This window comes from Aquaspirillum sp. LM1, from assembly GCF_002002905.1.
Lineage (GTDB): Bacteria > Pseudomonadota > Gammaproteobacteria > Burkholderiales > Aquaspirillaceae > Rivihabitans.
This window is the reverse complement of sequence record NZ_CP019509.1, coordinates 2,426,677-2,441,262: the sequence shown is the minus strand read 5'-3', so window position 1 is coordinate 2,441,262 and position 14,586 is coordinate 2,426,677. Positions and strand designations below refer to the sequence as shown.

Sequence of the window (14,586 nt, the reverse complement as noted above, 5' to 3'; positions counted from 1 at the left end):
ATACCGACAGTCCCTATCCGGGCATGTCGGTATTTTTTTGCTTGCCTGCGTGCGCCACCCTCTGGCGGCGCGCGTGGCTTACTGCAATTGCTGTTGCAGGCGCGCCAGCATGGACTGGCTGACGCTGGCCGGCAGCGGCTGGCCGGATTTGTCCAGCACCACCACCTGGCTGCTGCTGTCGTTCACGGCTTTCACCCGAACCTGATAATCCCCGCCGCTGAGTGCCACTTTCTTGCCGGCCTGGCTATCCTGGCTGCGCCAGAACAGCAGGCTGGACCAGAACCCACCGGACTCGTCCGACTTGTCCATTTCCGACTGGGCCGGGCGAATGTAATAAATGCCCTGGGAGCGGTCGCGGTCGGTCACCAGCAGGCCAATGCGGTCAAGCGCCAGGCCGGTACGGCGCCAGGCGCGGTCGAAGGCGTCGTTGACCACAATCGACTCACCCTGCACGCTGGCGCGTTGCGGCTGGCTGCGGTCCGGTTTGGCAGCGGCCAGCTTGGCCTTTTCTTCGGTCAGGCCCAGGCGGATCATGAAGCGACCCAGCATTTCGGCTTCCAGCTCCGGGTCAGCCGGGCGCGGTTGCCACATGGTGGCCGACTTGCCTTCGTTGACGAAGGTTTCGTACATGCCACGGTGGCTGAAGTAGATTTCCGTGCCGCTGTTGGTGCGCTCCACCCGGGCGCGGAACTTGTCACGCTCCGGGGTGGAATACACATTGTCCAGACCCACCTTGCTCAGCAGGTTGCGAATGCCATCCTGCGGAATCTTGGCGCGGTTTTCCGCCCAGTCGGTTTCCATCACGCCAATTTCCGGCGCGTCCTGCTTGAGGATGAAGCCGTTGTCGATCCAGAACTCCTTGAGCAGCGGCCAGACTTCTTCCGGCTTTTTCTGCACCACCAGCCAGCGCTGCTGGCCGGCGCGCTCAATGCGTACCTGCGCCACGTCAACCAGCACATTGGACGGATTCTTGTTGACCAGATTGGCCTGGGCCTGCTGATTGAGCTGCTGGACGCTGACCGAGGCCGCCCCCGGCAAGGCATAGCTGTTGTTCAACTGCGGCGCGGTCAGATCCGGTGGAACTTCCAGCCGGTTTTTCGGGCCGGCGTCGGCAGACTTGTAGTCAATCTTTTTCTCGAACAGGCCGGTGCTGCTGCAAGCGGTGGCAAGCAGGGTGGCAAGGATCAGGCTGGCGTGGCGGGGATTCATCACGACTCCGTGAAGGGTGTTAAAGGGCCTGGGCCTGGCGCAGGGCGGCTTCCACCACCGGCTGGCAAGACTCGGACAGGCGGGTCAGCGGCAAACGGATGCCGGACGGAATATACCCCATCCGTTCCAGCGCCCACTTGACCGGAATCGGGTTGGCTTCAATAAACAGCTGCTTGTGCAAACCCTGCAGCTTGTCGTTGATCGCGCGGGCGGCCAGGCAGTCGCCAGCCAGGGCCGCGCGACACAGCTCGCTCATCAGCTTGGGGGCCACGTTGGCGGTAACCGAAATCACCCCGTGGCCGCCGCACAGCATGAAGGCCATGGCGCTGGCGTCGTCGCCAGTGTACAGGGCAAAATCCGCCGGCGCACGACGAACCAGGTCGCAGGCGCGCTCCAGATTGCCGGTGGCTTCCTTGATGCCGATGATATTGGGGATGTTGGCCAGGCGCAGGGCGGTGTCGTTGGACATGTCGGCCACGGTGCGGCCCGGCACGTTGTACAGGATCACCGGCAGGTCGCACGCTTCGGCAATCGCCTTGAAGTGCAGGTACATGCCTTCCTGGGTCGGACGGTTATAGTAGGGCACCACCGACAGGGCCGAATCTACGCCCAGACGGGCGGCTTCGTGGGTCAGTTCGATGGCTTCGCGGGTGGAGTTGGCCCCGGTGCCGGCAATCACCGCCACCCGTTTGTCGGCGCGCTTGACCACGGCGTCGACCACTTTCAGGTGTTCGTCGACCGCCAGGGTGGCCGATTCTCCTGTGGTGCCGACAGCCACGATCCCGCTGGTGCCGTTTTCAATGTGGAAATCAACCAAGCGGTCGAGGGCTGCGTAATCGACGCTGCCATCCTCGGCCATTGGCGTAACAATCGCGACCAGACTTCCGGTAAGCATGCTTTTTAGCCTATTTGACAGGATTCAAAGCCTACGATTGTAGCCGAATCCCCGGTAACGGCAAACCGCCATCAGCAAGCGCCCTGGCGCTGCCGGGGGCGACAGGCTGTGCTAGAATCATACGTTTTTCTGCTTTTAACAGATTGTTCAGCAAGGATTTCCAGTGATTACCACCTCCAACATCACCATGCAGTTCGGTGCCAAGCCGCTGTTCGAGAAGGTGTCGGTCAAGTTTGGCGAGGGCAACCGGTACGGCTTGATTGGCGCAAACGGCTGCGGCAAATCCACCTTCATGAAAATTCTTGGCGGCGACCTCGAACCCACGCAAGGGACGGTTGCCGTTGAAAATGGGCTGCGGCTGGGTAAGCTGCGCCAGGACCAGTTTGCCTACGAAGAGCGCCGCGTGCTTGACGTGGTGCTGATGGGCCACGCCGAAATGTGGGAGGCGATGAGCGAAAAAGACGCCATCTACGCCAACCTGGAAGCCACCGAAGACGACTACATGCGCGCCGCCGAACTGGAAGGCAAGTTTGCCGAGTACGACGGCTATACCGCCGAGGCGCGCGCCGGCGAGTTGCTGATGGGGGCCGGCATTCCGGTGGAACAGCACAACGGCCCGATGAGCGAAGTGGCTCCCGGCTGGAAGCTGCGCGTGCTGCTGGCGCAGGCGCTGTTCTCCAACCCGGATATTCTGTTGCTGGATGAACCCACCAACAACCTGGACATCAACACCATCCGCTGGCTGGAAAATACGCTGAATCAGCGCAATTCCACCATGATCATCATCTCGCATGACCGCCATTTCCTGAACTCGGTGTGTACCCACATGGCCGACGTGGACTACGGTGAAATCCGCATCTACCCCGGCAACTACGACGACTACATGCTGGCGTCGGCGCAGGCGCGCGAGCGCTTGCTGTCGTCCAACGCCAAGGCCAAGGAGCGCATTGGCGAGCTGCAGGACTTTGTTGCCCGCTTCTCGGCCAACAAATCCAAGGCCCGCCAGGCCACCAGCCGCTTGAAGCAGGTGGACAAGCTCAAGGCTGATATGGTCGAGGTCAAGCCGTCGTCGCGGCAGAATCCGTATATCCGCTTTGAAATGGACGACAAGGACAAACTGCACCGCCAGGCAGTGGATATCAGCGGGGTGAGCAAGTCTTACGACAAGCCGCTGATCCAGAATCTCAACCTGATTCTGGATGCTGGCCAGCGTCTGGCCATCATCGGCCCCAACGGCTCGGGCAAGACTACGCTGATGAAGATGCTGGTGAACGAACTGCAGCCGGACCAGGGGCGGGTGAAGTGGGCAGAAAAGGCCAATCCGGGCTATTTTGCCCAGGATCACGAGGCTGACTTTGACCTGGATTACGATCTGGCCGAATGGATGCGCCAGTGGACCCAGGACGGCGACGACGAGCAAGTGGTGCGCGGCACGCTGGGCCGGCTGCTGTTTGGCGGCGATGACGTGAAAAAGAATGTGCGCGTGCTGTCCGGTGGCGAAAAGGGCCGCATGCTGTACGGCAAGCTGATTCTGCAAAAGCCCAATGTGCTGCTGATGGACGAACCGACCAACCACATGGACATGGAGTCGATCGAGTCGCTGAATATGGCGCTGGAAAAATACAAGGGCACGCTGATTTTTGTTTCGCACGACCGTGAGTTTGTCAGTTCGCTGGCCACTCAGGTGCTGGAACTCGATGGCAAGGGCGGCTACGAGTACTACACGGGCGGCTACGAAGACTACCTGGGCAGCAAGGGTATCGAGTAAGCGCCGGGCTGGCGGCGGGGAGGGTTTTACCCCAGTGTCAGCCAGGTTTACGTTAACGGAAAGCATCGGCTTTCCGTGAGCGTCACGCTAAGTGAATCCTGTTTTAGAGTTATGCCTTTACCGGTGCGTAAGGCTGCGGTATATTGCAGCCATTCTTCGGGCCACGCCGCCCGGTAGAGGAGAAACGAACCGCAAGATAGCGGTCGAATCACAACAAAAGCATCACAAACAATAAATATAATAACGACCCAAAATACAGCACAGCTGAAGGTCGATGGTGGAGTGAGAGCGAGTCCGGCCCTTCCGATATGCGGAAGGCCGGACATGCTTTATCCCAACCCCTCTGAATTTAAGGATTGCGCCATGCGTTTGAAAGGGAAAGTTTCGATCATCACCGGTGGTGCCAGCGGCATTGGCAAGGCTACCGCCCTGAAGTTTGCACAAGAAGGCGCCATCGTCGCCGTGTGTGACCTGAACCAGGAAGCAATTGACGCAACCGTCAATGAAGTCAAGGCAGCAGGTGGTGAAGCCGTCGGTTATATCGTCAACGTGACCAACAAGTCCCAGATCAACGACATGGTCGGCGACCTGAAGGCCCGTTTTGGCCGCATCGACGTGCTGGTGAACAACGCTGGTATCGTGCAGGACGCCCAGCTGACCAAGATGACCGACGAGCAGTTTGATCTGGTGGTGGACATCAACCTGAAGGGCGTTTACAACTGCGCCAAGGCCGTGATCGACACCATGGTAGCTCAAGGCGGCGGCGTGATCCTGAACGCCTCTTCCGTGGTTGGCGTGTATGGCAACTTCGGCCAGACCAACTACGCTGCCACCAAGTTTGGCGTGATTGGTTTCGTCAAGACCTGGGCCAAGGAACTGGGCAAGAAGGGCATCCGCGCCAACGCCGTGTGCCCTGGCTTTGTCGCCACCCCGATCCTGAAAGCCATGCCGGAAAAAGTCATCCAGGCCATGGAAGACCGCGTGCCGATGAAGCGCATGGCTCAGCCGGAAGAAATCGCCAACCTGTACGCTTTCCTCGCCTCCGACGAAGCCAGCTACATCAACGGTGCTGCGATTGAAATCACCGGTGGCCTGACCCTGTAATCTCCCCGATTGCCGGTTCTGCTGCAAAAAACCCCTTGTGTCGCCACAAGGGGTTTTTGTTTGTCCTGCCTCTGCCTCGCTGTCCAATCCGCCTCAGCGGCCCACGCCCGCCAGCCCCAGCGCCAGCCGGTGCAGCAACAGCCATGGGTCATGCTCGGCGGCCCCTTTGATCGACTGGTCAATCACACTGCAGTCGCGCAAGGCGTCAGCCAGCCGACGTAGCGACAGACGGCGCAAGGCATGCTCGATATGGCGCTGGCGTTCACCCCACACCCGGTTTTCCCGCAGCAGTTGTGCCATGGGCCGGCCTTCGCGCAGGCCCTGGCGAATCCGGATCAGCCCGCGCAACTCGTCCGCCAGCCGCCACACCACCAGCACCGGGGTTTCCCCCTCCGCCTGCAGGCCATCGAGCATGCGCGCGGTGCGTACACAGTCGCCGGCCAGCCAGGCTTCCGACAGCTGAAACACATCGTAGCGAGCCACATTGGCGACTGCGCTTTGCAGGTCGGCCAGCGTCAGCGTGGCACCCGCCGGAAACAGCAGCGCCAGCTTGTCCACTTCCTGACGGGCGGCCAGCAGATTGCCTTCCACCCGTTCGACAAAAAACTGCATGGCCTCGTCGTTCAGCCGCTGTTGCTGGCGCGCCAGCCGACCCGCCACCCATTGCGGCAGGTGCTGACGATCGACTGCATGCGCCGCCAGCACCACGCCAACGGCTGCCAGCGCATCAAACCACTTGCTGTTCAGCTGGGTTTTGTCCAGCTTGGGCAGCAGGATCAGGGTGATGGTGTCTTCTGGCAGGCGGGCGGCAAACTTCACCAGCGCCTCGGCACCCTCGTTGCCAGGCTTGCCGCCTGGCAGGCGCACTTCCAGCACCTTGCGGCTGGCAAACAGCGACACGCTCAGCGAGGCTTCCACCAGCCGTGACCAGTCAAAGTGCTGGCTTTCCACCGTCAGCACTTCGCGGTCGTCGTAGTCCTGGGCGCGGGCGGCGGCGCGGATGCTGTCGGCGGCTTCCAGCGCCAGCAGCATTTCCTCGCCATGTATCACATACAGCGGGGCCAGGCCGGCAGCCAGGTCACGCGGCAGTTGCTCAAGGCTTCTTGATGGCATCGGGCTCCACCACCGGTTTCAGCGCAGCCAGCCGGCGGACAATCTGCGTGGCGGCATCGTCGCGCATATCGCGGAACAGCAGCTGTTCTTCCTGTTCCTTACCCAGTACCTGGCTGTCGGTATAGCTGAACTCGCGCCGGGTCAGCACGGTAATCGGCTCGCCGTAGCCATGGCCGTTCTTGCTCAGCCGCACCGTCACCCGATAGGTCAGTTCATACTCGTTGACCTTGCCGCCCCGGTTGATGGTCAGGATATCCTTGGCGGTGCGTTCGTCGGTCACTGACAGCACGGCTTCTGCTGCGTTGGCCTGTGAGACCATCTGCACATCCGGACGGAAGCGTAGCTGGCGCTCCAGGTGCGGATGCAGCTGGGAGCCGGCGCTGGCCAGCCAGAGGCTGGCAAACGGCAGCGGACGCAGCTCGCCGCCCACGCCACGCAGGTGAAAGCCGCAGGCGCTCAGTAGCGCGCACGCCAGGGTAGCCAGCAGCCAGGCACGTCGATTCATCGTAATACTCCAGCAGGAAGAAAACAGCGCGGGTTCAGCCCGCGCCCGAGGGTTATACGACGATATTCACCAGACGGCCCGGCACCACCACCACTTTCTTGGGCGGCTGGCCTTCGGTGAATTTCTGCACGTTCTCATTGGCCAGCGCAGCGGCCTCGATCACCGCGCGGTCGGCGTCCTTGGCCACGGTGATGCTGCCGCGCAGCTTGCCGTTGACCTGCACCATCAGCTCGATTTCGTCCTGCACCAGCGCGCTGGCGTCTACTTTCGGCCAGCGCTGGGCTTCCAGCGTGGTGTCGGGGCGCAAGGCCGTCCACAGTGCATCGGTGATGTGCGGCACAATCGGGGCCAGCAGCATGACGGCGGCCTCCAGCGTTTCCTGCGCCACGGCGCGGCCTTGCTCGGCGGACAGCTCGGCCTTGTCCAGGGTGTTGAGCAGCTCCATTACCGCCGCAATCGCGGTGTTGAACTGCTGGCGCACGCCGTAGTCGTCGCTGACCTTCTGGATGGTGCTGTGCAGCTTGAAGCGCAGGGCTTTGTCGCCAGCGCTCAGTTCGCCGCCCTGATAAGCCGCAGTGACGCCAGTGGCCACGTGTTCATGCACCCCCTTCCACAGCCGCTTGAGGAAGCGGAACGCGCCTTCCACGCCGGCGTCCGACCATTCCAGGCTCTGGCTGGGCGGCGCGGCGAACATCATGAACAGACGGGCGGTATCGGCACCGTATTGCTCGATCAGCGCTTGCGGGTCCACGCCGTTGTTCTTGGACTTGGACATTTTTTCCGTGCCGCCAATTACCACCGGCTGGCCATCGGCGCGCAGCACGGCCTGGATGATCTTGCCCTTGCCGTCGCGCTGCATGTCCACGTCAGCCGGGTTGATCCAGTCTTTCTTGCCGTCCGGCAGATCGCGGTAGAAGGTGTCGGCAATCACCATGCCCTGGGTGAGCAGGCGCTGGAACGGCTCGGTGTTGTTCAGCAGGCCTTCGTCGCGCATCAGCTTGTTGAAGAAACGCGCGTACAGCAGGTGCAGGATGGCGTGTTCGATACCGCCGACGTATTGGTCAACGTTCATCCAGTAATTGGCGCGCTCATCGACCATGCCAGTGGTGCAATCCGGGCTGGCATAGCGGGCAAAGTACCAGCTGGACTCGACAAAGGTGTCCATGGTGTCGGTTTCGCGGCGCGCCGGCTTGCCGCAGCACGGGCAAGTGGTTTGGTAAAACTCGGGCATTTTGGCCAGCGGCGAACCCATGCCATCCGGCACCACATCTTCCGGCAGCACCACCGGCAATTGATCGTCCGGCACCGGCACGTCGCCGCAGCTGTCGCAATGGATGATGGGAATCGGGCAGCCCCAGTAGCGCTGGCGGCTGATACCCCAGTCGCGCAGGCGGTATTGGGTTTTCTTTTCGCCGGCTTGCTTGGCGGCCAGGTCGGCCACAATCGCGTCAAAGGCGGCGCTGACGCTCAGGCCGTCGTACTTGCCGCAGTTTACCGTGACCGTGGCACCGTCTTCCTTGATGGCGTACCAGTCGTGCCACACGGTGGCGTCGAATTCGGGCAGACCCTCAGTGGTGGGCTTGAGCACCTGCACCATCGGCAGTTGGTATTTATTGGCAAAGGCATAGTCACGCTCGTCGTGCGCCGGCACCGCCATCACCGCGCCTTCGCCATAGCCCATCAGCACGTAGTTGGCCACCCACACCGGCAGCTTCTCGCCGGTCAGCGGATGGATGACGAACAGGCCGGTGTTCATGCCTTTCTTTTCCATGGTGGCCATATCCGCCTCGGCCACCGAGCCGGACTTGCATTCGGCAATGAAGGCAGTCAGTTCGGCATTGCCCTGTGCGGCCTGGGTGGCCAGCGGGTGTTCGGCGGCGACGGCCACATAGGTGGCCCCCATCAGCGTGTCCGGACGGGTGGTGTACACCTTCAGCTGGCCGGCGTGGCCGATGCTGGCTTCATCGTAGGCAAAGGTGATGTCGGCACCAAAGCTCTTGCCGATCCAGTTTTTCTGCATGGTCACCACTTGCGGCGGCCAGTCCAGCGTGTCCAGGTCGGCCAGCAGTTCGTCGGCGTAGGCGGTAATCTTGAAGTAATACATCGGGATTTCGCGCTTTTCCACCAGCGCGCCCGAGCGCCAGCCACGCCCGTCGATCACCTGCTCGTTGGCCAGCACGGTTTGATCGACCGGATCCCAGTTAACCACGCCGTTTTTCTTGTAGATCAGCCCCTTCTGGAACAGGCGGGTGAACAGCCATTGCTCCCAGCGGTAGTAGTCCGGCTTGCAGGTGGTGACTTCACGCTCCCAATCAATAGCAAAGCCCAGGCTCTTGAGCTGTTGCTTCATGTAGGCGATGTTTTCGTAAGTCCACGCTGCCGGGGCGACGTTGTGCTTCATCGCGGCGTTTTCTGCCGGCATGCCAAAGGCGTCCCAGCCCATCGGCTGCAGCACGTTAAAGCCGTTCAGCGCCTTGTAGCGGCTTAGCACGTCGCCGATGGTGTAGTTGCGCACATGGCCCATGTGCAGTTTGCCCGACGGGTAGGGGAACATCGACAGGCAATAGAACTTCGGCCGGCTGGCGTCTTCCACGGCCTTGAAAATCTGGTGGTGGTCCCAGCGCGTTTGCGCGGCGGTTTCGACTTCACGGGGGAGATAGTGTTCTTGCATGATGGGCTTGTTGGTCGCTATCGGTTCAAAGGCAGAATTGGCCGATTATACCTGATGTGGCAGGAGCGCCGGAGAGGGGGAAAGCTTGTGCTGCCTGTCCGGCAAAAAAACGCCCCCCAGGCGAAAACCTGGGGGGGCGGTGTGTCAACGTGCCGTCAGTCAGCGGCTTAGCGCAGTTTGAGCACGTCCTGCATGTCAAACAGGCCGCTGGGCTTGTCGGCCAGCCACAGCGCAGCGCGCACCGCGCCGTTGGCAAAGGTGGCGCGGCTGGAGGCCTTGTGGCTGATTTCCACCCGTTCGCCCAGTGCGGCAAACAGCGCCGTGTGGTCGCCGACCACGTCGCCGCCGCGCACGGTGGCAAATCCGATGGTGCCGGGGTCACGCTCGCCCGTGTGGCCTTCGCGGCCATACACGGCGCAGGTTTTCAGGTCGCGGCCCAGCGTCTGGGCGATGACCTCACCCATGCGCAGTGCGGTGCCGGATGGGGCGTCCACCTTGTAGCGGTGGTGGGCTTCGATGATTTCGATGTCGTAGCCGTCAGCCAGCACTTGCGAGGCAATTTCCAGCAGCTTGAAGGTGAGGTTGACGCCCACCGAGAAGTTGGCGGCAAACACCACGCCAATTTCCTGGGCGGCGGCGGCAATGGCGGCTTTGCCGGCGTCGTCAAAGCCGGTGGTGCCGATGATCATTTTTACCCCGGCGGCGCGGCAGGCGGCCAGATAGGTCAGCGAGCCTTCCGGGCGGGTAAAGTCGATCAGTGCGTCGGCACCCTGCAGTGCGGCAGCCAGATCGGCGGTGATGGCCACGCCAGTGGTCTGGCCGCTGAACAGGCCTGCATCCTGGCCCAGAAAGGGGCTGTCGGCGCGCTCCAGCGCGGCGTGCAGGCGGCAGCCTGGGGTGGTGAGCACCGATTCAATCAGCGTGCGGCCCATGCGGCCACCCGCGCCAACGATGACAATATTCAGATCAGACATGAGTTACGGCTTTCCTACAGGAGCAGGGGCGGTTGGCGCATCGTCGGCCAGGCTGGCACGGCGGGCGGGCATGGCCGAGCCTTCCACCTGGGTGAGGCGGCCTTCCTTGTCAAAAAACACCGACAGCTGGCGCGATTCGGTCAGCTTGTCGCCGCTGCGGTAGGTATAGAGGTAATCCCAGCGATCGGCATGGAACATGTCGGCTATCAGCGGGGTGCCCAGCAGAAAGCGCACCTGAGCCCGCGTCATGCCGGGCTGAAGCTTGTCGACCACATCCTGTGTGACATAGTTGCCCTGCTGGACATCAATGGTGTGGGGCGTAAGCAGATTCAGCGGCGAATAACTGCCGCACGCAGTAAGGAGCAGTACGCCGGAGAGCAGCAAAAATTTTCGCATGACGGATCGGGGATGGTTGTCGGGGAGTAAGCCGGGCCAGCCAGGAAATTAGGCAAGTGCCCGAAAACGCTATATGATAACTTACCCAGCCCAAGATACGATACGTCCATGAACAAGGCAAGCCATCTCAAGGATATTGGCCTCAAGGCCACCGGCCCCCGGCTGAAAATCCTCGATCTTTTTGAAAGAAGCAGCGCCCGCCATCTGAGCGCAGAAGACGTGTACCGTCTGCTGCTGGCCGATGAAATCGACATCGGCCTGGCCACCGTGTACCGGGTGCTCACCCAGTTCGAGCAGGCCGGCATTCTGGTCCGCCATCACTTTGAATCCGGCAAGGCCGTTTACGAGCTCGATGAAGGTGCCCACCACGACCATATGGTGTGCATGATCTGTGGTCGGGTGACCGAGTTTTTCAGCCCGGAAATCGAAGAACTGCAAACCCGCATCGCCGAGCAGCATAACTTCCGCATCCGCGAACACTCTCTCTATCTGTATGGCGAGTGCACCGACTGCAGCTGTGCCGGCAAAACGCTGGGCAAGCAGCGCCTCTGATCGACAGGCCCGGCCATGATCCCCTGGTTGGGTTCCTCTCTGCTGTTTCCGCCGGTCAGCCAGGCGCTGGCCGAGCCGGATGGCCTGCTGGCGGCGGGGGGCGATTTGTCTGCCGCCCGTTTGCTGGCTGCCTACCGTGGTGGCATTTTCCCTTGGTATAGCCCTGGCGACCCGATTCTGTGGTGGTCGCCGGCCACTCGCATGGTGCTGGAGGTCAATGCCCTGCGCACGCCGCGCTCGTTTGCCAAGGTATTGCGCAACCGGCGCTATCGGGTGTGCTTCAATCAGGCTTTCGAAGCCGTGGTTCGCGCCTGCGCCGCGCCGCGCGATGGCCATCGCGGCACCTGGATTGTCGAAGACATGGTCCAGGCCTATCTGCGCCTGCACCAGGCCGGCCATGCCCATTCGGTGGAAACCTGGCAGGATGGCCAGCTGGTGGGCGGCCTGTATGCGGTATGCGTGGGCCAGATGGTGTACGGCGAGTCGATGTTTTCCCGCGTGGCCGATGCCTCAAAGATTGCCCTGGCCCATCTGGCCAGACAGATGCAGGCGCATGGCCTATCCTTGATTGATTGCCAGATGCACACCGATCACCTGGCGCGCCTGGGTGCTGCCCCAATGCCGCGCGAGGATTTTATGGTGGCGCTCAGCCACCGGGTCAACCTGCCGACGCCAAGCGGCCTGTGGCATTACTGCTTCGACAATGAGCCATCGCGACCATAACCGGATCTTCAGCATCCATTTTTACGCCACTGCGCCCTATCCATGCAGCTATCTGCCTGGCCGTCAGGCGCGCTCGCAGGTGGCCATCCCGGCAGACGCCATCGACGACAGCGTCTACAGCCAGCTGGTGCATATCGGCTTCCGACGCAGTGGCTTGTTTACCTATCGTCCTTATTGCGACCAGTGCGACGCCTGTGTATCAGTGCGCATCCCGGTCGCGCAGTTTACCCCCAATCGCACCCAGCGGCGGGTGATGCGCCGCCATTGCGGCCAGCTGCAGGGGATTCGTCGCCCTCTGGCGTTTGTCTGGGAGCATTACGAGCTGTACCGCCGCTACCAGGCTTCCCGCCATGCCGAGGGCAGCATGGCCGACGACAACCACCACCAGTACGCCGAGTTTATTTTGAAAAGCGCAGTCAGCAGTGAGCTGGTCGAGTTTCGGGATGGCGATGGCCAGCTGAAAATGGTCAGTCTGATTGATGTGCTGGGCGATGGCCTGTCGGCGGTGTACACCTTTTTTGAGCCGGATGAGCCGCAGGCCAGCTATGGGGTGTACAACGTGCTGTGGCAGGTAGAGGAGTCCCGCCGGCGTGGGCTGCCGTATCTGTATCTGGGCTACTGGATCGCCGCGTGCCGCAAGATGGCGTACAAAACCCATTACCGCCCGTTGGAGCGACTGCGCCAGGGGCGCTGGGTCAGCGATGAACAGGCGGTGGACGCCACGTTTGAACCGTTGCGTTGGGGTGAGTAGCTGTTCGGTTGCAATCTGGCATCGTCCGCCGCCAGCTTCTTCAGGGCTGAAGGCCGGCGGACAGACGGGCAGAGGTGTTCAATCAGCTCGGGCGACGTTTTTTTCGGGGGCCGCTGGACAGGTAGGCGTTGGTGGCCTTGCTGGTGGCGATGATGTTGGGGACTTCCTGGCTGGGGCTGACCTCTCCGCCATCTGCGGGCGCACCAGCCGGCGCGGAAGCTGGCACTGCTGGTGCCGCTGCCGGCGCAACCGCAGCCGCAGCCGCCGTAGCAGGTGGCGGCATGGCAGCCGGTTTGGCCGAGGCAGCAGGTTGACTTGGCGTGCCATCCGGGTGGGGGGGCATCACCGGCGTGGCTGCGGCTGCCAGCAGTTGGGTGATCGACAGCTCCTTGCCTTCGGCATTGACTGGCGTGTCCACCACTGGCACATCAGGCGGCGTGGGAGCCAGCTGAATCACCCCATGCGTGTCGCTCACGGGGGCCGGGGCGGCGGCGGTGTCGGCGGCTACCGGGGATTGCTCCGGATTGACCTGTTCCATCTCCAGCGCAGCGCTGTCTTTTGGGCTTTCTGGCTGCAGTGTCGAGGTCTGGATATCCAGTTTGGCGCGACGCGGGGTGCTGCCGTGCATGATGAAGTAGGGGCGGCAGGCATTGACGGCCTCTTCAATCAGTTCTGGCCCCCGGAACACCAGGCCACTATACAGCTGCACCAGCGAGGCACCGGCGTTGAGTTTTTCCCAGGCGTCGCCGCCACGGGTGATCCCGCCCGCGCCAATGATCGGAATGGCACCATCCAGCGCTTCAGCCAGCTTGCGGATCACCCGGCTTGAACGGCCTTTCAGCGGTGCGCCCGACAAGCCACCATCCTGGGCGGCTTCGGGAATATGCAGCACGCCATCGCGCGACAGCGTGGTGTTGGTGGCAATCACCCCGTCAATTTCCTTGGCCATCAGCACTTTGGCGATGTCTTCAATTGCCTCGTCTTCCAGATCCGGGGCGATTTTCACCACCAGCGGCACATAGCGGCCATGCTGCTGCGCCAGTTCCAGCTGGCGCATTTTCAGCCGGCCCAGCAGCTCGGACAGCGCAGCGCTGCTTTGCAGGTCGCGCAGGTTTTTGGTGTTAGGCGATGAAATGTTAATGGTGACGTAGCTGGCGTACAAATACACCTTGTTCAGGCAGGTGAGGTAGTCGTCAACGGCGCGCTCCATCGGGGTTAGCGCATTCTTGCCGATATTGATGCCCAGCACACCCTGGAACCTTGAGCGCTTGATGTTGTCTACCAGTGTGTCCACACCGTCGTTGTTGAAGCCCATGCGGTTGATCACTGCCTCGGCATCCGGGTAGCGAAACAGGCGCGGTTTGGGGTTGCCCGGCTGTGGCAGCGGGGTGATGGTGCCGATTTCGACAAAACCAAAGCCCAGCGCCGCCAATGCGTCCAGGTAGTCGCCGTTTTTATCCAGACCTGCCGCCAGACCCACCGGATTGGGGAAGGTTAGCCCCATCACCTCGACGGGCTGGTCGGGAATTGGCTTGGTCAATAGCGTATCCAGCCCGTAATCGTTCAAGAACCGCAGGGTGCTGAGGGTGAGGTTATGTGCTTTTTCGGCATCAAGTCGAAACAGCAAGGGGCGAATAAGCGAATAGAGCATGGGCGGCGGTCTTGGACAGGTGAATTTCAGCGTTAATATCGGGTGGAGCCTTAGTCAACTTGAGTCTAAGTCAGCGCTGGCAAAAAACCCCTGGTGCGCACAAGGTGAAAGCCCGCAGTACGCAGTGTACTGCCTGGGTGGAATGCGGCACCGGGGACGTGCGCTACATTTGCGAGCGCTTCTCAGTCCCGAAACTGTGATACGGTTGTCCTCGGCAATGCCCTAAAAAAACAACCGTATTATTACGTACTGCCTTATCGAGCTATGATAGACA

Annotated in this window: 13 protein-coding genes; 5 read left to right on the top strand and 8 right to left on the bottom strand. The window is 61.6% G+C overall.

Translation table 11 applies throughout. The features are described 5' to 3' along the window. Positions 1-78: 78 nt before the first annotated feature. Both bamC and dapA read right to left on the bottom strand, forming a co-directional pair. A complete protein-coding gene (gene bamC / locus BXU06_RS10485; RefSeq protein WP_077299325.1) occupies positions 79-1,209 on the bottom strand; it encodes an outer membrane protein assembly factor BamC in 1,131 nt (376 codons plus the stop codon). 19 nt (positions 1,210-1,228) lie between these two features. Next, on the bottom strand, positions 1,229-2,104 hold the full coding sequence (gene dapA / locus BXU06_RS10480; protein ID WP_077299323.1) for a 4-hydroxy-tetrahydrodipicolinate synthase: 876 nt from the start codon (positions 2,102-2,104) through the stop codon (positions 1,229-1,231). Between the two features lie 163 nt (positions 2,105-2,267). Here dapA and BXU06_RS10475 point away from each other — a divergent pair, with 163 nt between their 5' ends. Both BXU06_RS10475 and BXU06_RS10470 read left to right on the top strand, forming a co-directional pair. Next, a complete protein-coding gene (locus BXU06_RS10475) occupies positions 2,268-3,872 on the top strand; it encodes an ABC-F family ATPase (RefSeq protein WP_077299321.1) in 1,605 nt (534 codons plus the stop codon). A gap of 363 nt (positions 3,873-4,235) precedes the next feature. Continuing rightward, positions 4,236-4,976, top strand: a complete 741-nt coding sequence (locus BXU06_RS10470; RefSeq protein ID WP_077299319.1) for a beta-ketoacyl-ACP reductase — start codon at positions 4,236-4,238, stop codon at positions 4,974-4,976. 93 nt (positions 4,977-5,069) lie between these two features. Here BXU06_RS10470 and holA read toward each other — a convergent pair whose 3' ends face one another. The 5 genes from holA to BXU06_RS10445 all read right to left on the bottom strand — a co-directional run bounded on the left by holA (position 5,070) and on the right by BXU06_RS10445 (position 10,635). Continuing rightward, entirely contained in the window at positions 5,070-6,089 is a 1,020-nt protein-coding gene (gene holA / locus BXU06_RS10465; RefSeq protein WP_077299317.1) for a DNA polymerase III subunit delta, read from the bottom strand. Next, positions 6,070-6,594, bottom strand: coding sequence for an LPS assembly lipoprotein LptE (lptE, locus tag BXU06_RS10460; protein WP_077299315.1), 525 nt, complete (start codon positions 6,592-6,594; stop codon positions 6,070-6,072). Before lptE ends, holA begins: the two co-directional genes overlap by 20 nt. 52 nt (positions 6,595-6,646) lie before the next feature. After that, on the bottom strand, positions 6,647-9,265 hold the full coding sequence (gene leuS / locus BXU06_RS10455) for a leucine--tRNA ligase (RefSeq protein WP_077299313.1): 2,619 nt from the start codon (positions 9,263-9,265) through the stop codon (positions 6,647-6,649). Between the two features lie 167 nt (positions 9,266-9,432). Then, positions 9,433-10,239, bottom strand: coding sequence for a 4-hydroxy-tetrahydrodipicolinate reductase (dapB, locus tag BXU06_RS10450; protein ID WP_077299311.1), 807 nt, complete (start codon positions 10,237-10,239; stop codon positions 9,433-9,435). Between the two features lie 3 nt (positions 10,240-10,242). After that, positions 10,243-10,635, bottom strand: a complete 393-nt coding sequence (locus tag BXU06_RS10445) for an outer membrane protein assembly factor BamE (protein ID WP_077299308.1) — start codon at positions 10,633-10,635, stop codon at positions 10,243-10,245. Between the two features lie 108 nt (positions 10,636-10,743). Between BXU06_RS10445 and fur the strand changes: the two genes are divergently transcribed. From fur to BXU06_RS10430, 3 genes are read left to right on the top strand one after another with little or no spacing between them, the layout of a single operon-like run. After that, complete coding sequence (gene fur, locus BXU06_RS10440; protein ID WP_077299306.1) at positions 10,744-11,187, top strand: ferric iron uptake transcriptional regulator; 444 nt, start codon at positions 10,744-10,746, stop codon at positions 11,185-11,187. A 15-nt stretch (positions 11,188-11,202) separates the two neighbouring features. Next, entirely contained in the window at positions 11,203-11,910 is a 708-nt protein-coding gene (gene aat, locus BXU06_RS10435) for a leucyl/phenylalanyl-tRNA--protein transferase (protein WP_077299304.1), read from the top strand. Continuing rightward, positions 11,891-12,661 (top strand): arginyltransferase, encoded by a 771-nt coding sequence (locus BXU06_RS10430; RefSeq protein ID WP_077299302.1) that lies wholly within the window; start codon positions 11,891-11,893, stop codon positions 12,659-12,661. Before aat ends, BXU06_RS10430 begins: the two co-directional genes overlap by 20 nt. An 82-nt stretch (positions 12,662-12,743) precedes the next feature. On the opposite strand, the gene BXU06_RS18545 is transcribed toward BXU06_RS10430, so the two are convergent. Beyond that, complete coding sequence (locus tag BXU06_RS18545; RefSeq protein ID WP_077299300.1) at positions 12,744-14,312, bottom strand: quinone-dependent dihydroorotate dehydrogenase; 1,569 nt, start codon at positions 14,310-14,312, stop codon at positions 12,744-12,746. Positions 14,313-14,586: the final 274 nt, after the last annotated feature.